Here is a 19220-nt window from a genome sequence, read left to right on the forward strand (position 1 = left end):
GGGTAGGTTATGCCTCCGAATCAATGAATCGCGAGCAACGGCGCGGGCTCATGGGGTGGGTGGGTTATTTCGAAGGGGTCTTCGGAGCGCCACCGCGAGGCCGCCAGTTCGCGACCTTGCTGCATTCCTCGATGCCCTGCCTGTTGGGCCTGCCGTCCTCGCCGATCAGCCCGAACTCCTCAGCGATCTCGAGCAGGATTTCTTCGAGAGTTTCCTTCGGGGATCCTTTCGCCGGGCTTCCTCCCGCCCGCTCCCACGCCACCAACGATGCGGCCAGCTTGGGCGCGTAGCGTGGATGAGACTTGTCGAGGTAGGCCGGCAGGTCGGTTGCCTGCTTTGCCTTGGGAAAAAAGAACCCGTTCCTGATGCCACGCGCCGAGAGCCAGTCGCGCAGCGTCTCCACCTCCACCGTAGTCATGTGCCAGTCCAAATCTGGCCGGTACATCACCCCGCGCTTTTTCGGGATCAGCCAGGGGGAATCACTGCGAGGATCGGAAAATCCGGGCTCGGCCGAGTAGTCGGGGTAGATCTCGACCGCCTTCGTGAAGCGTTCTCCCTCTCCGGGTTCTTCGTCCCAGCCGCGGAGCCAGGCACTGCGACGAATTTTCGCCTCGAGCTTGCCGTTCAGGATGGCAGTCGTCAGCGCCGCCTTTGCCGCGGAGTAGCCCGGCGGTTGCTCGTTCGTCTTCCAGCCATCGCAATTCGCTCCCACCTCGCTGCTCGGGTCAACGCCCACCATCAGCAGTGCTGCGTGAACGACGCTCAGGTCGGCGCTCAAGCGCCAATGTTCCATCCAATCCGGTTCCATGAATACCTCTCGTGATGCGGTTAAAAAGGATGCCGCGCCGGGGCCGGGAAGACCGATTCCTCGGTCCTCACCTAGACGCGACCTGTTAACAAAAGAGGGGATTCACGGGGGCCATGGCTTCTGGAACATGATCGCCCGTGCCCCCTCGCAGGCGATCCAAATACGCTGCCCATGACGTCATCAGCTGGCGGTGCCGGGCCATGGCCTCCGCGCGCCCGGAGGCCATGACGCGAAACTCGGGGGCAGTCGTGTCGTCATTGGCGTAGTCCCTGCGGCGCAGCGCCGCGCGGACGGTGTTCCTGTTCGCGCAGCGCCCGCCAGTCAGCAATGAAGGGGACACGAAGCGGCGACTCCAGGTCGGAACCCGCGACGCGGCCGGGATCGCGTGGGGCTGCCGCGCAATCCGCAGGAGATGCGGCCACCCGTGGACTTTCCCGAGAGGGGGGCGCTTCGTCGTCGCGGGGGGATACGTCCAGAGCGCCGCAGTCTCGGTGTCGAGGTCGATCCCCGCCATGGCGCGGACGTTGCCGGGCCGCTGGAACAGCAGCGCAGACAGCCTCGGTCCCGCGTGGACGGCGGGCCACCCTGCATCGGCGCGGATGACGCGCATCAATGCGCCCGCCCGTGCGGACTGAGGACGGCCGCCATGAGCTTCACCTTGACCGGCTGGCAGAGGAGCATCACGCGGCGTGGTTGATCGGGACGATGTCTGCCCCCATGCGCAGCTTGTCCAGGTAGTCCGCCCAGCGCTGCATCATTTCCCGGCGGGCCGGCAGGTGTGCCGTGCGGTTGTAGGCCCGTCCGTTCGGGTCCTTGACGGTGTGCGCGAGCTGGTGCTCGATCAGGTCCACGCGCTCGCCCAGCACCTCGTCCATGAGGGTGCGGGCCGTGGCTCGGAACCCGTGGGCGGTCATGACGTCCTTGGCGTAGCCCATGCCGCGCAGCGCGGCATTGATGGTGTTCTCGCTCATGCAGCGCTCGCCCGTGCGGATGCTGGGGAACACGTACCGGCCGTGCCCGCTGAACGGGTGCAGGGCGCGCAGGATCTCCACGGCCTGCCGCGACAGCGGCACGAGATGCTCGACCTTCATCTTCATCCGGGAGGCCGGGATGCGCCACTCGGCGGCGTCCAAGTCGATCTCGGCCCACTCCGCGGCCCTCAGCTCGCCGGGGCGCACGAACACCAGCGGCGTCAGCTGCAGGGCGGCCACGGCCGTCGGGTGCCCTCCGTAGGCATGGATCGAGCGCAGGAGCTGGCCGACCTGCCGCGGCTCGGTGATCGCGGCGTAGCTGGTCTTTTGCACCGAGGCCAGCGCGCCGCGGAGGTCGACCGTCACGTCACGCTCCACCAGGCCGACCGCCACCGCGTAGCGGAACACCTGAGCGCAGATCTGCACGATGCGGTGCGCGCTCTCGTGGATGTGGCGGTCCTCCATGCGGCGGGCGACCCTGTCGAGCACGTCCTTCGCGCGGATGGTCGACACGGGCAGCTTGCCGATGAACGGGAACACGTCCTTCTCGAGCCAGCGGGTGACCTTGGTCTGGGTGATGGCGGCGCGCTTGTTCGCCGTCTTGGCGAGCCAGTCGCGGCCGACCTTCTCGAAGGTGTGGATTGAGGCCTCGGCCTTGCTTCGCTTTTCGTCGCGTTTGGCGACGCCGGGGTCGATGCTGTCCGCCAGGAGGGCCCGGGCCTCGTCGCGCCGGGCGCGGGCCTTGAGCAGGGTGACATCGGGGTAGACCCCGAGAGCCAGGGTCTTCTGCTTCCCGGCGAAGCGGTAGTTCAGCCGCCAGTACTTCCCGGTGGCGGTGACATGCAGGTACAGGCCGCGGTCGTCCGCGTACTTTTCCCCGCTGGCCGCGCCGAGGGGCTTGAGCTGCTTGACGCGGATGTCGTTGAGTGCCATCGCCGCCTTTCTGTTGGTATCTGGCTTTTGGGCTTTTTCGACATACCAACAAAAATGCCCATATTTCTCTGCGATGACATGCTACGTCATGACTCGACGTGGGGCAAAGAAAAGCCCGCTACGCTGGGGAAACGTGCGGGTTTTGGGTCTTTGTGGGACGCTGTGATTCGATCCGATGGTGCCTTCGACAGGAATCGAACCTGTATCTGAGTCTTAGGAGGACCCCGTTCTATCCATTGAACTACGAAGACGGTGTGCGCCGCTGCTGCGGTGCGGCCCGCACTTTACCAGCTTGGGGTGTCCCCAACCCTCAGTCGTACTTCACCGTATAGATCAGGTCCACCCCGCTCGTCTGCCCCGCCTGGCCCCGCAGCGTGAGGCGCTTGGTCAGGTCGTAGAAGATGAAGAGGGTGCCGAAGGTGCCGCCCAGGCTGCGTTCGTAGGTGATGTAGAAATCTTTGGACAACCGCTTGCCCAGCGTCACGGCCGACTCGCGCAGGTCGCCGCCGTTGCCGGGGCCTTTGAAGCCGAGTTCGTCCAGGCCGAAACGGCTGGCCAGGCTGCCGCCGGTGGTGGTGCCGCCGATCTTGCCGAGCAGTGACAGGGCGGCCTGCTGCAAGAGGGCCGACTCGCCGCCGCTGGTGGCCGAGGCGCGGCCCAGGATGACCCATGACAGCGTCTCGGCGTCGGACAGCGCGGGCTCCGCATAGAGCTTCACGCGCGGCGACTGCGCGGAGCCGGTGATCTGCACGCCGGCGCGCTGCGCAATGTTCGGGCGGATGGCCAGGATGTCGAGCGCGGGGTTGTCGAAGGGGCCGTTGAAGCGCGCGATGCCGGTCTCGACGTCGAGCTGCTGGCCGTAGGCGCGGTACTGGCCCTTGACGGTCTTCACCTCGCCGGTGATGCGCGGCGGGGCATCGAGGCGGGTGCTGCGGATTTCCAGTTCGCCCTCGAGCCGGGTGGTGATGCCGCGGCCCTGCACGGCGAAGTCGTCGCCGAGGTCGAAGGTGACGACGATGTCGGGCGGCTTGGCGGTCTGGGGCTTGGCGGCCTTGGCCGCCTGGGCGTCGGCTTTGGCGGATTCGCGCTGCGCGGCCTCGGCGGCGGCCTTGTCCTTGGCGGCCGAGCGCACGACGACGTCGCTGCCCAGGCTGGGCGCGGTCTCGTCGGGCAGGATGATGACGGCGCGGTCGGTCTTGAGCTTGCCGCGCACGTTGAACTGGCCGTCGTCCAGCCGCGCCTGCAGGTTGCCCGACAGCGACACCTGGCGGTCGGTGCGCACGAGCACGCGCAGGGCGCGCAACTCGGCCTGCAGCGCCATGCGGATGCCGGTGCTGGTCGTGCTGTTGTTGCTGCCCCAGCTGAGGTCGCCGCGTGCGGTGAGCGAGCCGCCGTCGGTGCGCGCTTCGCTGGCGGCGGTGCTGCGGTTGCCGCTCTGGCCGCCGATGCGCGCGTTGCTGCCGGCGCCGCCCTTGAGCGTGAACTCGGTGATCTCCAGGCGGTCGCCGGTGAGCGAGGCGCGCAGGCGGCCGTCGCGCAGGTCGAGGCCTTCGACCGGGGCGCGCAGCGCGAGCTGGTCGGCGCCGAGCGTGCCGTTCCAGCGCGGCGCGGTGCGGCTGCCCGACAGGGTGGCGTTGGCGTCGAGCGTGCCGGCGATGCGCCAGCCGGGCGGCGCGAGCATGGACCACACGCCCAGGTTGGGCAGCGCGGCGCGCAGGGTGCCGTTGAGCGGCGCGTCGGGCGCCCACTGCCAGCCGCCGCTGCGCTGCTGCATGCGGGTGCCGAGTTCGGCGTCGAGGCGGCCGGCGCGTTCGCTGTCCCAGGCCAGGGTGGCGCGCACGGCGTCGCCCTGTGCGTCGAGCTGCAGTTCGGCGCGGCGCAGGCCGGCGGGGGTGGCGGTGACGTCGACACCGTTGACCTCGTTCTTGCCGCTGGCCGAGCTCATGGTGCGTTCGCTCGCGGTGCCGGTCCCGGTGCTGGTGATGCGGGTGACGAGCGCGGCCTCGCCGGCCTGCACGCGGATATCGCCGCTCTGGCGCGCGAGCCGGGCCTTGGCGCGCAGGGTGTCGCCGGCGTCGATGTCCCAGTCGCCGTTGAACAGCAGGTCGCCGCTGATGCCGAGTTCGCTCAGCGTGGCGTTGGCGCCGAACGCGCCGGCCCAGGCCATCGGCAGGCCCTGCATCTGGCCCTTGGACTGCAGGCGGAACACGCGGTTGGGTGCGGCGCCGCTCTGGTTGAAGCGCAGCGGCTGCCAGTCGATGCGCACGGTGCCGGGCAGCGGGCCGCGCAGGGTGGCGTCGGCGGCGGAGGCTTCGACGTCGAGGCGGTTGTCGGCGGCGCGCACAGTGGCCGTGACCTCGCGGCCCAGCTCCAGCACCCAGGGGCCCTGGCCGGGGCGCGCGGTGGCGGTGTCCTGTGCCTGCAGGCGCAGGCTGGCGAGCGTGGCGCGCCACTGGTTGGCGCTGGCAAGACCGCCGCTGGCGCGGGTGTCGAGCGCGAGCTTCTGCGTGCCGGTGGTGGCTTCGCCCTTGAGCGTCAGCGTGGCCTGGGCGATGCTGCCGGCGAGGTCGGCCTGCAGGGCGCGCAGTTGCACGCTGGTGGCCGTGCCGCCGGGCTGGGCCGCGGGCAGGTTCAGGTCGAGGCGCGGCACGGCGAGCGCGGCCTTGAGGCTGGGCTCGGCGTTGCCACGTGCGGCCGGCGCGCCGGGGTTCTCGATGCGGCGTTGCACTGTCTGCCAGCCGCCTTGCCAGCTGGCGTCGAGGCGGGCGCTGCCCTTGGCGCTGGCGTTCGCGAACACGGCCGCGAGGCCCGGCAGGCCTTGCACCCAGCGCTGCATGACTTCGGCATCGTCGATGCGTGCCTGGAGGTCGCCACCGCCGGTGGTGGGCGCGATGCGGCCGTCGAGCTGCGCGCTGCCGCCGGGCAGCGAGAGGGCGAGCTTGCCGCTGGCGGCCTGCTCGGCCACGCGCACCTGCAGCTTGCCGTCGATGCTGGCGCGCATCGCTTCGACGCGCAGCGTGCGCAGGTCGAGCACCTGGTCTTTCCACTGGCCCTGCGCCAGCGCGCGGTCCAGGCCGAAGCCGGGCAGCGCCTTGCTGCCGGCGCCGCCGTTGCCTTCGGCGCGGAGGGCCACGTCGAAGACGAGTGTGTCGGAGTCTTCGGCCTGCCGCGCGCTGATCTGTCCGCCGACGGGCGCACCCGACAGCTCGCTGTACAGCGCGCCGGGCCGCACGCCGCGCACGGTGGCGCGCACCTGCCAGGGCGAGGGCGCGGGGCTCCAGCTGCCTTCGGCGTCGATGCGGCCGCCGCCCGCGCGCACGGTGGCCTCGGGCACGGTCCAGGTCGTGCCGTCGAAGCCGACCTGCGCCTGGACCTGCTCGACCGGCAGCTTCTGTTGGTCCCAGGGGCCGGCGACGGCGTTGCGGATGTCGGCCGAGGCCTTCCACGCGGCGGGGCCGGTGGCGGCGTCGGGCGCGAGTTCGACGGTGCCGGTGAGCCGCGTCTGCGGCGCGCCGGGCCAGAGGCTGGCGGCGTCGACGTTGCGCAGGTCGGCCTTGGCGTCGACCACGGGCTGCGGCAGCCAGGGCGCGATCTGCGCGCGCAGCTGGGCGGCCATGGGCGCTTCGGCGTCGGGCTCGGTGGGCTGCAGGTCGGCGGCGACCTGCAGGCGCGCCTCGGGGCCGGCCAGCGTGCCTTTCACGGAGGCCTTGGCCTGCACTTCGATGTGGCGGTCTTCGGCGAGCGGGGCTTTCACGCGGCCGTCGAGCGTGGCGTCGAGCGCCATCGGCGCGGGGCCCTGCAGCCGCACGCGGGCGCTGTAGTGGCCGTCGGCGATGTCGACGCCCTCGATGTCCAGCGCGTGCTGCGCGGCCAGGTAGCTGTAGCGGCCCGCGAGGTCTTTGGCTTCCAGCGCGGGCGGTCCGGCCCAGCGCACCTCGTCGATGCGGAAGGGCACCTCGGCCACTTCGACGGGCAATGCGACCTGCGTGAGCGGCTCGGTCGGCGTGTCGCTGGGCGGGCCGCGGCGTTCGATCGACAGGCTCGCGGCGTGGATCTCGCCGAGCTGCACCTTGCGCTGGAACAGCGGGGCGAGCTGCCAGCCGAGCGTGGCGTCGTTCACCTCGACCGCGAGGCTCTCGCTTTGCCACTTGAGCCAGCCGATGCGACCACCGGTGCGCAGCGAGCCAGTCACGTCGCGGCTCTCGAGCGTCTGGCCCGCGGGCAGGCGCTGCGCGGCCTGCGCGAGCGCGAAGGCCAGTGAGGTGTTCGAGCCGAGCCACCACCAGGTGCCCGCGGCGAGCAGCAGCACGGCCAGCAGCAACCCGACCAGCGTCCAGCCCAGCGCGCGCAGCACGCGGCGGGTGCGCGAGCGGGGACGGGGCGTGGCTGTGGTGGGCGTGGACGGCATGAAGCGGGTCAGAAGGTGAAGCCGAGACGGAAGTGCAGGCGGAATTTCTTCGAGTCGACGCCGTAGGCCAGGTCGGCCTGCACCGGGCCGACCGGGCTGCGCCAGCGCGCGCCGACGCCCACGCCGACCTTGGGCTTGAGCTCGCCGGGCTTGTCGGCCACGGCGCCGGCATCCACGAACACCACGCTCTCCCATTCGGTGAGCTTGTCCTTGTAGACGAAGGGGCGCTGCCATTCGAGGCTGGCCACGCCGAGGTAGCGGCCCGCCACGGTCTTGCCGTCGGCGCGCACGGTGCCGATCTGCTTGTAGCTGTAGCCGCGCACGGTGGTGTCGCCACCGGTGAGGAACATCAGCGTGGACGGGATCTGCGCGCTGTCCTTGGCCGCGACGGCACCGGCCTCCAGGCGCATCTGCAGCCGGCTGCGGCGCGCGCGGGCGTTCTTGTCCTCGGCCGCGCCCAGCGGCAGCACGCCGAGCCAGCGCGCGTAGGTGCGCGTGAAGGGCACCTGCTGGCCGGTGAGCGTGTAGCCCGCGGCCACTTCGAGCGCCAGGCCGTAGCCGCGCGAGGGCGCCGAGTTGTCGTCGAAGTAGCGCCCGGTCCAGCCCCAGTTGGCGGTGACGGCCGAGGCCGAGGGCGGCGCGTCGGTGCCGCGGTTGTGCGCGTAGTCGTACTGCAGGAAGTAGCTGCGGTCGATGTGGTCGCTCGACTTGTTGCGCCCGCCGCGCAGCCGACCGCTGTCGACCACGTAGCTGCCCGACTGCTCGCTCTTGAGTTCGCCGCCGGCGAACCAGCGCCAGCCGCGGTCGTTGGGCACGGCGTTCCACTCGGTGCCCAGCGACTGGATGTCGTTGTCCAGCGAGAGCCGCGACACCGCGCGCCAGCCGAGCAGCGGCATGCGGTTGTGGGTGTGGTCGATCGACAGGCGCGGACCGTTGTCGGTGGTGAAGCCCACGCCCATCACGACCTTCTGCAGCGGTGCCTCGCGCAGCTGCGCGATCACGGGCGCGGCCAGCGGCGTGTGGCTGTCGGTGTCGAGCGTGAGGAACACCGAGTCGTAGTAGCCGCTGCTGGCCAGGCGCTGCTGGGCGTCGAGCAGCTTCTGCTGGTCGTAGTCGGTGCCGGTGGGCAGGCGCGCGATGCGGCGTGCGGCGTCGGCGTCGTAGCGCTCCACGCCGCGCAGCACCAGCGGGCCGAACTTGTAGGCGGGGCCCGACTGGTAGGTCACGCCGAGGCGGGCCTCGTGGCGGTCGGCGTCGATCTCGGCGCGGCTGATCTCCACGCTGCCGGTGGGAAAGCGCTTGGCCGTGAGGCTGCGCAGCGCGGTGGTCTTGGCGTCGTCCCACGCGCCTTGCGTGAAGGGTTCGCCGGCGCGCAGCGCCCAGCCGGTGCGGATGGCGTCGCGCTGCGCTTCGGCGGTGGGGTCGTCGGCGATCTGGCCGGCGTAGCGGATCTGCACCGTCGACACTTTCGTTCGCTCGCCGGGTGCCACGGTGATGACGACCTCGCGCGGGGCTTCGGTGCTGTCGGGTGTTTCGTTGAGTTCGAGCGTGAGTGTGGGCGTGAAGTAGCCCAGCGTGCCCAGCAGCTCGCGCGCATTGGCCTCGGCCGCGACCATGAGGCGCGAGACCTCGGTCACGCCCAGGTCGTCGAGCTCGCGGTAGCGCTGGATTTCGAGGTGGCGCGCGAGGTAGTCGCGCTCGGTCTCGGGGCCGCGCACGTCGACCGTGAAGGCGCGGCGCCGGCCGTCGGCCTTGGCCTTGCCGTCGTCCTTGGCGGTGTCGCCGTTGGTGTCGCCGCTGCGCACCACGCCCGCGGTGGACGCACCCGTGTCTGCCGCCTCTTTTTTAGGCAGCAGGCTGCAGCCTTGCAAAAGCAGGACGCCGGAAAAAAGCAAAGCCGGCCACAACGCCGGCGAAAGAACGGATGCCACCCTGACCATGGCGGCATTCTGACAGCACCCGTGCGGGCGGTGCCCCCCACTTGTGCGGGGCCGCGGGTTACTTGGACAGCATGCGCATCGCCTCTTCGAGGCCGCGCAACGTGAGCGGGTACATGCGGTTGGACATGAGCTGCTGCATCACCGCGATGCTCTGGCGGTACTGCCACACGCCCTGGGGCTCGGGGTTGATCCAGGCGAACTTGGGGAAGGTGTGCGTGAGGCGCTGGATCCATTCGGCGCCAGCCTCTTCGTTGTTGTATTCGACGCTGCCGCCAGGTTGCAAGATTTCGTAAGGACTCATCGTGGCGTCGCCCACGAAGATCAGCTTGTAGTCCTTGTTGTACTTGCGCAGGATGTCCCAGGTCGCGAACTTCTCGGAGAAGCGGCGCTTGTTGTTCTTCCACATGAAGTCGTAGACGCAGTTGTGGAAGTAGTAGAACTCCAGGTGCTTGAACTCGGTCTTCACGGCCGAGAACAGTTCTTCGACGCGCTGGATGTGCTCGTCCATCGTGCCGCCCACGTCCATCAGCAGCAGCACCTTGACGTTGTTGTGTCGCTCGGGCCGCATCTTGATGTCGAGGTAGCCGGCGTTGGCTGCGGTCGAGTGGATGGTGTTGTCCAGGTCCAGCTCTTCCTCGTGGCCTTCGCGCGCGAACTTGCGCAGGCGCCGCAGCGCGACCTTGATGTTGCGCGTGCCCAGTTCCTGCGTGTCGTCATAGTCCTTGTAGGCGCGCTGGTCCCACACCTTCACGGCACTGCGGTTCTTGCCCGCGCCGCCGATGCGGATGCCCTGTGGGTTGTAGCCGCCGTTGCCGAAAGGCGAGGTGCCGCCGGTGCCGATCCACTTGCTGCCGCCTTCGTGGCGCTCCTTCTGCTCTTCGAAACGCTTCTTGAGCGTTTCCATGAGCTCGTCCCAGCCCATCTTCTCGATCTTGGCTTTTTCTTCGGCCGTGAATTCGCGCTCGAGCGTTTTCTTGAGCCAGTCGAGCGGCACTTCCTTGGTGAAGTCGGTGAGCATCTCGACGCCCTTGAAGTAGGCGGCGAAGGCGCGGTCGAACTTGTCGTAGTGCTTCTCGTCCTTCACGAGCGCGGTGCGCGAGAGGTAGTAGAAGTCGTCGATGCCGTAGGCGCCGTCGGAGTTCGGGCCCACCACGTCGGACTTGAGCGCCTCGAGCAGCGTGAGGTATTCCTTGACCGACACCGGCAGCTTGGCCGAACGCAGGGTGTAGAAGAAGTCGATGAGCATGGAGCGCTCCTTGTGTTTCGTTCAGCCGCGCGGCTTGTCGAGCAGGTACAGCAGCTGGGCCTTCACCTCGGGCCATTCGCCCGCGCGCAGGCTGTACATGACGGTGTCGCGGATGGTGCCGTCGCGGCGCATCACGTGGCCGCGGATCACGCCGTCTTTCTTCGCGCCCAGGCGCTCGATGGCGCGCTGCGAGGCGAAGTTGAAGTTGTCGGTGCGCCAGCCCACCACGTTGCAGCCCAGCGTGTCGAACGCGTGCGTGAGCATCAAGAGCTTGCAGGTGGTGTTGACGTGGGTGCGCTGGCAGCGCTCGGCGTACCAGGTGTAGCCGATCTCGACGCGCTTCACGCCCGGAAGGATGTCGTGAAAGCTCGTGCTGCCCAGCACGGTGCCGGTGGCTTCGTCGGTGACGGCGAAGGCGAAGCGGTCGGCCGTCTTGAGGGCGGTCTCGATGTAGGCACGCGTGTCCTGCGGCTCGGGCACGGAGGTGACGCGCAGCTTCCACAGCGCGCCGTCGGCGGCCGCGGCGCGCAGGCCGTCTTCGTGGGTGAGTGCCAGCGGCACCAGCGCGAGGCTGCGGGCCTTCAGCGTGACGGGTTCGACGAACGCCATGTGCAAACTCTCCGTGTCTCCGTGCAGGTCTCGGGGGATCTGGGGCTCAGCCGCGCGGGTCGCCGTACTTGTGCACGTACCACGCGCGCGCGGCCTGCGCACCGGCGCCGCCGCCCAGGCCGATCAGCGCAATGCCGACGATCTCGCGCGTGCCGTACTTGCTGTCGGTGCCGAAGGCGTCGAGCCCGAGCAAGAGCCCGATCCCGCGCCCGATCAGCGCGCCCACCACGAACAGCACCGCCTGGGCGATGCCCAGCTTCATCAGCTGTCTGGTGGAATGCGGTTGCCGGCTCATGGCCTAGCGGTTGTTGCGTTGCATGAAGACGAGCTTCTCGAACAGGGTCACGTCCTGCTCGTTCTTGAGCAGCGCGCCCACCAGCGGCGGCACGGCGACCTTGTCGTCCTTGCTCTGCAGGGCTTCGAGCGGAATGTCCTCGGCCACCAGCAGCTTGAGCCAGTCGAGCAGCTCGGAGGTCGAGGGCTTCTTCTTCAGGCCGGGCAGGTTGCGCACGTCGTAGAAGGTCTTCATCGCGGACGTGAGCAGCTCCTGCTTCAGGCCCGGGAAGTGCACGGCGACGATGTGCTTCATCGTCTCGGCATCGGGGAACTTGATGTAGTGGAAGAAGCAGCGGCGCAGGAAGGCGTCGGGCAGTTCCTTCTCGTTGTTCGAGGTGATGAACACCAGCGGACGGTGCTTGGCGCGGATGAGTTCGCGCGTCTCGTAGCAGTAGAACTCCATGCGGTCGATTTCGCGCAGCAGGTCGTTCGGGAATTCGATGTCGGCCTTGTCGATCTCGTCGATCAGCAGCGCAACCGGCTTGTCGGCCGTGAAGGCCTGCCACAGCACGCCCTTGATGATGTAGTTCTGGATGTCCTTCACACGCTGGCCGCCGTCCACGTCGGCCAGCTGCGAGTCGCGCAGGCGGCTCACGGCGTCGTATTCATACAGGCCCTGTTGCGCCTTGGTGGTCGACTTGATGTGCCACTGCAGCAGCGGCATGTCGAGCGCTTGCGCCACTTCCTCGGCCAGCATGGTCTTGCCGGTGCCGGGCTCGCCCTTGACGAGCAGGGGGCGCTGGAGTGTGATGGCCGCATTGACCGCCAGCATCAGGTCCTGAGTGGCGACGTAGTTGTCTGAGCCCTTGAATTTCATGAGTGGAGCGGAGGCAGGGTGGAGAAAAGAACACACTCGATCTGCATTGCGCAGTCTCTTGTGCAGCCCGCGCGAGGTTCCCGTGGGACCCTTGCATATAATCGAATGTTGATTCGAAAAACTGTATCTCCACGAGATTGTGCGCGCAAAATGAACAAGTTGTTGACCACGATGTTTGCCCTTGCTGTCGCTTGCGTGACGGTCTCGGCCCAAGCCCAACAAGTCACTGGCAAGGCCCAGGACGGAGCCAAGAAGGTCCAGATGTGCGTGGGTTGCCACGGCATCATCGGCTACCAGGCGAGCTTCCCCGAGATCCACAAGGTCCCGATGATCGCGGGCCAGAGCGCCACCTACATCTCGGCCGCGCTCACCGCGTACAAGGGCGGTGACCGCAAGCACCCGACGATGCGCGCCATCGCCGACAGCCTCACCGAACAGGACATCGCCGACCTCTCGGCCTACTACAGCCAGCTGGGCGTGAAGGAAGGCGACGCACCTCCGGCCACACCGGCCAAGGCCGCGTCCGAGAACGTCCAGGCGCTCATCGCGCGCGACAAGGACAACAGCTGCACCAAGTGCCACGGCGCCAACTTCAACACGCCGAACGACGGCACCGTGCCCAAGCTGGCCGGCCAGCACGCCGACTACCTGTTCGTGGCGCTGAAGTCGTACCGCGTGAAGAACAACCCCCACCTGGGCCGTTCGAATGCCGTGATGGCCGCGCAGGTCGAACCCAAGAAGTTCACCAACGCCGAGCTGAAGACGCTGGCCACCTACATCAGCTCGCTGCCTGGCGAACTGAAGGTCGTGCCTGAATCGCGCCTGCATCACGCGCCCCAGTAAGCCAGGCCAGTCCGAAAGACTGGTGCTCCAAAGAAAAAGCCCGCATCAGCGGGCTTTTTTTCGTCCGGATTTTCCCGGGGGTCAGACGTCGAAGAAGGCCGTCTCGTCCGTACCCTGCATGCGGATGTCGAAGCGGTACGTCACCGCGCCGCCTTGCTCCACGCGCTCGGCGATCAGCGTGTGGCGGCGATCGGCCGGCACGCTCTGCAGCACGGCGTCCTTCGCGTTGGCCTCGGCCTCGTCGCTGAAGTACACGCGCGTGAAGGCATGCAGCAGCAGGCCGCGCATGAGCACGATCACGTTGATGTGCGGGGCTTCGCCGGGCGTTTCGGCGCCGGGCTTGACGGTGTGGAACACGAAGCGGTTCTGCGCGTCGGTGCCCGTGCCGACGCGGCCGAAGGCGCGAAAGCCCAGGGCGCGCGCCTCGTCGGGCGTCTGCGGGTAGCGGCCTTCGCCGTCGGGCTGGCTGATCTCGACCAGCGCGTCGTTGATCGGGTTGCCGTCGCCGTCGATCACACGGCCTTCGAGGCGGATGCGCTGGCCGCTGGCGGTGTCCAGCGCCAGCACGGCGTCGAAGGGCTGGTTGAAGTTGTAGCCGTACTGCGTGGCGGTGAGGCCGTAGGCGAAGTAGGGGCCCACGGTCTGCGAGGGCGTCTGGCCGAAGTCGGCTTCCTGTGCGGTCATCAATGGCATGGGGAATCCCTTTCAGCGGTTCTCGAACGGCGTTTCATCGGCGCCGCGCAGCACCATGTCGAACTGGTAGCCCAGGGCGTAGCCTTCCTCGGTGATGTCGAGGCTGAAGTCGGCAATGAGGCGGTTGCGGTAGCGCTCGGGCGTGCCGGTGACCATCGGGTCGTACTGCAGCAGCGGGTCGCCGGGGAAGTACATCTGCGTCACGAGGCGGCTGGCGAAGCTCTGGCCGAACAGCGACAGGTGGATGTGCTGCGGGCGCCAGGCGTTCGGGTGATTGCCCCAGGGGTACGCGCCGGGCTTGATGGTGAGGAAGCGGTAGCGGCCTTCGCTGTCGGTCAGGCAGCGGCCCGCGCCCAGGAAGTTGGGGTCCAGCGGGGCGTCGTGCTGGTCGACCTTGTGCACGTAGCGGCCCGAGGCGTTGGCCTGCCACAGCTCGACCAGCGTGTTGGCCACCGGGCGGCGGCGCTCGTCGAGCACCTGGCCGGTGAGGATCATGCGTTCGCCCAGCGGCTCGCCGTTGACGCGCGCGTTGCGCGTGAGGTCGTGGTCGAACTCGCCGATGCTGTCGTGGCCGTACACCGGCTGCTGCAGCTCGCCGAGCGAGGCCTTCAGCGGAATGAGCGGCTTCTGCGGGCCGCGCTTGCCGGTCGACTTGTAGCCGGGGTAGATGTAGCTGGGATGGGCGTCCCAGTCGCGCGGGGTGAGGGTGGGCTGAACGCCGCTGGTCTTGGTCATGTACGTTGTCTCCTGTCGTGGGACGAATCCGAAGCCCGCACTGTAGAAGTCGCAATCAATGATGTAAATTGAAGATTGTTCCAGTTTCAATAACCAGAAGGCATTGAAAAAGTCTCCCGCCGAGCTTCGCCAGGATTTCGTGCGCAACGTGCAGCTGCGGCACCTGCGCGCCTTTGTCGCGGTCGCGCAGGAGCGCCACCTGGCGCGCGCGGCCGAGCGGCTGGCGCTGAGCCAGCCGGCGGTGTCCAAGACGCTGTCGGAGCTCGAGGCCGTGGTCGGCACCCGCCTGGTGGAACGCAGCCAGGCCGGCCGCCGTGGCGTGCAGGGCCTCACGCCGGCCGGCGAACAGCTGCTGGCCCACGCCCTGCGCGTGCTCGAAGCGATGGATGCCAGCGCCCAGGCTGTGGCGCCGGCCGCGGGCGGGCGCATCGAACGCCTGCGCATCGGCGCCTTGCCCAGCGTGGCGCCCGCGCTGCTGCCGGTGGCGCTGGCGCGGCTGCGCGAAGGCTGGCCGGCGGTGCAGATCCTGGTGAAGAGCGCGGCCAACGCCGTGCTGCTCGACGAGCTGCGCGCCGGCGAGCTCGACCTCGTGGTGGGCCGCATGAGCGATCCGCGCCTCATGGGCGGCCTGAGCTTCGAGCTGCTGCACACCGAGCCGCTGGTGTTCGCCGTGCGCGCCGGCCATCCGCTTGCGCTCAAGCCGGCGCCGGTGCAGGCGGTGCTCGACTATCCGCTGGTCGTGTACGGCGAGGGCACGGCCCCGCGCCACAACACCGAGAGCTTCCTGTCGGCGCGAGGCCTCACGCTGCCGCCCAATGCCCTGCAGACGCTCGACGTGGCGGTGGCGCGCGCGCTGGTGGCGGTGTCGGATGCGGTGTGGATCACGCCGCTGGGCGCCGCGCGCAGCGAGCTGGCCGACGGCCGCCTGGTGCGCCTGCCGATCGATACCACTGGCACCGAGGAGCCGGTCGGCCTCCTGCAGCGCAGCGAGGCCGAGCCGTCGCCGCTGCGCGCCGCGATGGCGGGGCTGCTGCGCGAAGCGGCGAAGGCGCAGGGCGCGTTGCCGGCGCGAAAGGGGACGCCGCGCGCCGCCGGCTGATCGCTCAGTCCTTGGTTGCCCGGCGCTGCACGCAGGCCACATAGCCATCGCCATCCGGTGGGCGCCCCGCGCGCTGGCTCTCCCACATCATCTGGCCCAGGCAATCCATCGCCTCGTGGTGCGCATGCAGCAGCGAGCCGCGGCGCGCGGCCAGCAACTCGACGGCCTGGCGGATGCCGCGCGGCTGGTCGATGGAGCATTGCTCGCTGATCGACAGGTGCATCGACAGATGCAGGAACGGGTTCTCGCGGCCGTTCGATCCGTCGTAGACCCGCGCCACGGCCGCGTCGGCGTCGAGCAGGTCCTCGTGGTACTCGGGGTGCTCGTCGATCCAGCCGGCCGCGATGGTCTCCAGCGGCTCCATCGGCAGGCCCTGCCGGTGCTTGGCGTACACGTCGCAGAAGAAGCGGCGCACGTCTTCCTGGGAGGGATTGAACATATATAGAAGAGAGAAGAAGGAAAGAGAAAAAGCGGGTGGCGCGGCGTGGGCGCCAGGGCTGTGGAAAGTGCGCGTGACACGCCCGGCGTTCCGGGTACGAGGCGTTACATCGTTACGTAACGAATCGCGAATTGACCTCCTTACGGGCTGTTTCGGAGGTCGGTGCGCTGCGCGGTTTTTAGAAAAATATCCATACAAATCAATCACTTGAAGCGCCGATGGCGCGGCGTTGGCACGGCGGCGGAAAAGCGGCACGCAAGTTGCCCCTGTAGATGCATCTTTTGTCACAGAGGCTGCCATGACCGCTCCACAAGCATCGACCGTTTCGACCGAAGGGCTCGCCGCCACTGGCGCGCCCGTGGTTCTCGCCCAAGCCACCGTCACGCCGCTCGGCACGCCGGGCATCAGCGCCGGCGCCTCCGCCGCGCCTGCGGCCGTGGCGTCGCCCAGCGTGGGCACATTGTCCAATGCTACGCCCGGCGTTGCAGTGATGCGCGAGGGTGTCCGCATTCCGGTGGACGGCAATCAGACCCTGATGGCCGGCGACCGCGTGATCGTGCCGGACGGCGGCCAGGCCAACGTGCTGTTCCCCGGATCGGCCTCCAACAAGGCGCCGCTGGCCGGCGTCTTCACCGGCGGCACCGATGCGACCATCGGCTCGACCAAGCTGCCCGGCGGCCTCGAACAAGTGAATGTGGACGTCGCCTCGGGCGACCTGCAGGTGACCCCGCCGGACAGCGACGCCGATGCGGCCGCCCTGGCAGTGACCAAGAAGACCGCGGCCGGCAGCGGCATCGGCCTGGGTGAATTCGCGCTGGGCGCCCTGGGCGCCGCGGCGCTGGGTGCTGCACTGAGCGGCGGTGGCGGCGACGGTGGCACCACCGGCTTCCCGCTGTTCGTGGGCGGCCCGGGCGGTGAGTCCGATGCGGACGCTGATTCGGACTCGGACTCGGATTCCGACTCGGACTCTGACAGCGACTCGGATTCGGACAGCGACTCTGACTCGGATTCGGATTCGGATTCGGATTCGGATTCGGATAGCGACTCGGATTCCGATTCGGACTCGGACAGCGATTCGGATTCGGACTCTGACTCTGACTCCGACTCGGACAGCGACTCCGACAGCGATAGCGACTCGGATTCGGACAGCGACTCTGATTCGGACTCTGACTCTGACTCGGATTCGGACAGCGACTCCGACTCGGATAGCGACTCTGATTCCGACTCGGACAGTGACTCGGATTCAGACTCTGACTCGGACAGCGACTCTGATTCGGACTCGGATAGCGACTCCGACTCTGACTCCGACTCGGACAGCGATTCCGACTCCGACGCAGACGCCGACCACCTCCTCGACCCAGCCGACGGTATCGTGGGTGGCGTGGTCGACGGCCTGGATGACGCGCTCGGCCTTGGTGGCTCGCTGACCCCGGTGGCCGGGGTGGTGGATGACCTGACCGACGTCGTCGACGACGTGCTCGCTCCGCTGCTCGGCGAAGAGTTCCAGGCCAACAACCCGAACCAGCTCGACCCGATCGACGACACCGTCGGCAGCATCACCGACCCGCTCGGCGAAGCGCTCAGCCCGGTGCTCGATCCGCTGCTCGGTGCCGGCGCCGCCGGTGCGATCCTGGACGGCCTGCTCGGCCAGGTCGACTACGTGACCGACGCGCTCAACAACGGGCTCGAGAACCTCGTCGGCGACAACGGCATCGTCAGCGGCCTCACCGACGCCCTCGGCCTGGGCGGCGTCACCGACCAGCTGCTGGGCGACGACGGCGCGCTCGGCGGCCTGCTCGAGAACGTGCTCGGCGAAGGCAGCCTCGTGGCTGGCGTGCTGGCCGAAGACGGCCTGGTCGGTGGCCTGCTGGCACCGGACGGCCTGGTCGGCGGCCTGCTGGGTGAAGACACCGCCGTCGGCGGCCTGCTCGACACCGTGCTCGGCGAAGACGGCCTGGTCGGCGGCCTGCTCGGCGACGGCGCCGTCGGCAACCTGACCGGCGGCCTGCTCGGCGCGGACGGCCTGCTGGGCGGTCTGCTCGGCGACGACGGCGCGATCGGCGGCCTGCTGGGCGACAACGGCCTCGTGGGCGGCCTGCTCGGCGGCGACGGCGCACTGGCCGGCCTGGCTGGCTCGGAAGGCCTCACCGGCGAACTGCTCGGCCAGGGCGGCCTCATCGACAACCTGCTTGGCCAGGACGGCGCGATCTCCGGCCTGCTCGCCGACAGCCCGCTGGGCGGCCTGCTCGGTGGCGACGACGGCCTGCTGGGCGGCCTGCTCGGCGGTGTCATCGGCGAAGGCGGCCCCATCGGCGGCCTGCTCGGCAACGACGGCCTGGTCGGCGGCCTGCTGAGCGACGACGGCTTGCTGGGCGGTGTGCTCGGCAGCGACGGCCCGTTGGGCGGCCTGCTGGGTGACGACGGCCTGGTCGGTGGCCTGCTCGGCGATGCCGGCCCCATCGGCGGCCTGCTCGGCGGCGACGGCGTGCTGGGCGGCGTGCTCGGCGACAACGGCCTGGTCGGCGGTCTGCTCGGCGGCACCGGCCCCATCGGTGGCCTGCTCGGTGACGACGGCCTGCTCGGCGGCCTGCTGGGCGACAACGGCCCGCTGGGTGGCCTGCTCGGTGGCGACGGTGTCGGCGGCCTGCTCGGACCGGACGGCGTGGTCGGTGGCCTGCTGGGCGAAGACGGCCCCGTGGGCGGCCTGCTCGGTGAAGAAGGCCTCGTCGGCGGTCTGCTGGGCGGCGTGCTCGGCGGCATCGGCGGTGGCGGCACCCCCGGCACCGGCGCGGCCCTGCTCGACCCGGCCGACAGCGTGGTGGCCGGCCTGGTGAACGGCCTGAACAACGGCGTGCTCGGCGACCTCGGCCTGGGCGACGTGCTGGCCCCGGTCTCGCAACTGACCGACAGCCTGACCGACACCGTCGACGGCCTGCTGGCCCCGGTGCTCGGCTCCAGCTTCACGCCGAACGACCCGAACGTGCTCGACCCGGCCGACAGCCTCGTCGACGACGTGACGGACGGCGTGGGCGGCCTGGTCAGCCCGGTGGTCGACCAGCTGCTCGGCGCCGGCGCGACGAACGGCCTGCTGAACGCGGTGGACACGCAGGTCGACTTCGTGACCGACGGCGTGGCCAACCTGATCGGCGGCGATGGCCTGCTGGGTGGCGTGCTGGGTGGCGACGGCGGCCTGCTGGGCGGTGTCCTCGGCGGCGACGGTGGCCTGCTCGGCGGCGTGCTGGGTGATGACGGTCTGCTGGGCGGCGTGCTCGGCGAAGGCGGCCTCCTGGGTGGTGTCCTCGGCGGCGAAGGTGGTCTGCTCGGCGGTGTGCTGGGTGACGAC

13 protein-coding genes, 1 tRNA gene and 1 pseudogene are annotated in these 19220 nt (G+C 69.1%); 3 read left to right on the plus strand and 12 right to left on the minus strand.

The window, feature by feature from the left end:
• Positions 1-64 precede the first annotated feature (64 nt).
• The 9 genes from AC3WQR_RS30165 to AC3WQR_RS30205 form a co-directional block, all read right to left on the minus strand.
• Positions 65-778 (minus strand): hypothetical protein, encoded by a 714-nt coding sequence (locus AC3WQR_RS30165; protein WP_492745654.1) that lies wholly within the window; start codon positions 776-778, stop codon positions 65-67.
• A gap of 710 nt (positions 779-1488) precedes the next feature.
• Complete coding sequence (locus tag AC3WQR_RS30170; protein ID WP_492745656.1) at positions 1489-2712, minus strand: tyrosine-type recombinase/integrase; 1224 nt, start codon at positions 2710-2712, stop codon at positions 1489-1491.
• Positions 2713-2888: 176 nt separating this feature from the next.
• A tRNA-Arg gene (locus AC3WQR_RS30175) sits at positions 2889-2963 on the minus strand.
• 59 nt (positions 2964-3022) lie between these two features.
• Positions 3023-7120: a translocation/assembly module TamB domain-containing protein gene (locus AC3WQR_RS30180; protein ID WP_492745658.1), complete on the minus strand. Its 4098-nt coding sequence runs from the start codon at positions 7118-7120 to the stop codon at positions 3023-3025.
• An 8-nt stretch (positions 7121-7128) separates the two neighbouring features.
• Positions 7129-9060: an autotransporter assembly complex protein TamA gene (locus tag AC3WQR_RS30185; RefSeq protein ID WP_492745660.1), complete on the minus strand. Its 1932-nt coding sequence runs from the start codon at positions 9058-9060 to the stop codon at positions 7129-7131.
• Between the two features lie 58 nt (positions 9061-9118).
• Entirely contained in the window at positions 9119-10306 is a 1188-nt protein-coding gene (locus AC3WQR_RS30190) for a vWA domain-containing protein (protein ID WP_062482585.1), read from the minus strand.
• A 21-nt stretch (positions 10307-10327) separates the two neighbouring features.
• Positions 10328-10915 (minus strand): GNAT family N-acetyltransferase, encoded by a 588-nt coding sequence (locus tag AC3WQR_RS30195; protein ID WP_492745662.1) that lies wholly within the window; start codon positions 10913-10915, stop codon positions 10328-10330.
• Positions 10916-10961: 46 nt separating this feature from the next.
• Positions 10962-11177, minus strand: coding sequence for a hypothetical protein (locus tag AC3WQR_RS30200; RefSeq protein WP_235926943.1), 216 nt, complete (start codon positions 11175-11177; stop codon positions 10962-10964).
• 36 nt (positions 11178-11213) lie between these two features.
• Complete coding sequence (locus AC3WQR_RS30205; protein WP_307696966.1) at positions 11214-12068, minus strand: AAA family ATPase; 855 nt, start codon at positions 12066-12068, stop codon at positions 11214-11216.
• A 150-nt stretch (positions 12069-12218) separates the two neighbouring features.
• Between AC3WQR_RS30205 and AC3WQR_RS30210 the strand changes: the two genes are divergently transcribed.
• The gene (locus AC3WQR_RS30210; RefSeq protein ID WP_492745666.1) at positions 12219-12911 is read left to right on the plus strand and encodes a c-type cytochrome; all 693 of its coding nucleotides are present in this window, start codon (positions 12219-12221) and stop codon (positions 12909-12911) included.
• Between the two features lie 81 nt (positions 12912-12992).
• Here AC3WQR_RS30210 and pcaG read toward each other — a convergent pair whose 3' ends face one another.
• Together pcaG and pcaH are read right to left on the minus strand one after the other, a co-directional pair.
• Positions 12993-13604 carry a protocatechuate 3,4-dioxygenase subunit alpha gene (pcaG, locus tag AC3WQR_RS30215; protein ID WP_070062689.1) on the minus strand — a complete coding sequence of 204 codons (612 nt, stop codon included), beginning with the start codon at positions 13602-13604 and terminating at the stop codon, positions 12993-12995.
• 12 nt (positions 13605-13616) lie between these two features.
• The gene (gene pcaH, locus AC3WQR_RS30220; protein ID WP_062482599.1) at positions 13617-14339 is read right to left on the minus strand and encodes a protocatechuate 3,4-dioxygenase subunit beta; all 723 of its coding nucleotides are present in this window, start codon (positions 14337-14339) and stop codon (positions 13617-13619) included.
• Between the two features lie 103 nt (positions 14340-14442).
• On the opposite strand from pcaH, the gene AC3WQR_RS30225 reads away from it, so the two are divergent.
• Positions 14443-15438, plus strand: coding sequence for a LysR substrate-binding domain-containing protein (locus tag AC3WQR_RS30225; RefSeq protein ID WP_492745669.1), 996 nt, complete (start codon positions 14443-14445; stop codon positions 15436-15438).
• Between the two features lie 4 nt (positions 15439-15442).
• On the opposite strand, the gene AC3WQR_RS30230 is transcribed toward AC3WQR_RS30225, so the two are convergent.
• Positions 15443-15877 (minus strand): DUF1841 family protein, encoded by a 435-nt coding sequence (locus AC3WQR_RS30230; RefSeq protein WP_070062687.1) that lies wholly within the window; start codon positions 15875-15877, stop codon positions 15443-15445.
• Positions 15878-16175: 298 nt separating this feature from the next.
• On the opposite strand from AC3WQR_RS30230, the pseudogene AC3WQR_RS30235 reads away from it, so the two are divergent.
• A pseudogene (locus AC3WQR_RS30235) lies at positions 16176-19220 on the plus strand (hypothetical protein); the annotation flags it as partial.

It is taken from the genome of Variovorax sp. FW305-3-2-15-B-LB1, from assembly GCF_058787635.1.

Excerpts from the sequence above, each read along its gene's own strand:
- AC3WQR_RS30170 (WP_492745656.1), bottom strand. The coding sequence starts at position 2,712 with ATGGCACTCAACGACATCCGCGTCAAGCAGCTCAAGCCCCTCGGCGCG.
- AC3WQR_RS30180 (WP_492745658.1), bottom strand. The coding sequence starts at position 7,120 with ATGCCGTCCACGCCCACCACAGCCACGCCCCGTCCCCGCTCGCGCACC.
- AC3WQR_RS30185 (WP_492745660.1), bottom strand. The coding sequence starts at position 9,060 with ATGGTCAGGGTGGCATCCGTTCTTTCGCCGGCGTTGTGGCCGGCTTTG.
- AC3WQR_RS30190 (WP_062482585.1), bottom strand. The coding sequence starts at position 10,306 with ATGCTCATCGACTTCTTCTACACCCTGCGTTCGGCCAAGCTGCCGGTG.
- AC3WQR_RS30195 (WP_492745662.1), bottom strand. The coding sequence starts at position 10,915 with ATGGCGTTCGTCGAACCCGTCACGCTGAAGGCCCGCAGCCTCGCGCTG.
- AC3WQR_RS30200 (WP_235926943.1), bottom strand. The coding sequence starts at position 11,177 with ATGAAGCTGGGCATCGCCCAGGCGGTGCTGTTCGTGGTGGGCGCGCTG.
- AC3WQR_RS30205 (WP_307696966.1), bottom strand. The coding sequence starts at position 12,068 with ATGAAATTCAAGGGCTCAGACAACTACGTCGCCACTCAGGACCTGATG.
- AC3WQR_RS30210 (WP_492745666.1), top strand. The coding sequence starts at position 12,219 with ATGAACAAGTTGTTGACCACGATGTTTGCCCTTGCTGTCGCTTGCGTG.
- pcaG (WP_070062689.1), bottom strand. The coding sequence starts at position 13,604 with ATGCCATTGATGACCGCACAGGAAGCCGACTTCGGCCAGACGCCCTCG.
- pcaH (WP_062482599.1), bottom strand. The coding sequence starts at position 14,339 with ATGACCAAGACCAGCGGCGTTCAGCCCACCCTCACCCCGCGCGACTGG.
- AC3WQR_RS30230 (WP_070062687.1), bottom strand. The coding sequence starts at position 15,877 with ATGTTCAATCCCTCCCAGGAAGACGTGCGCCGCTTCTTCTGCGACGTG.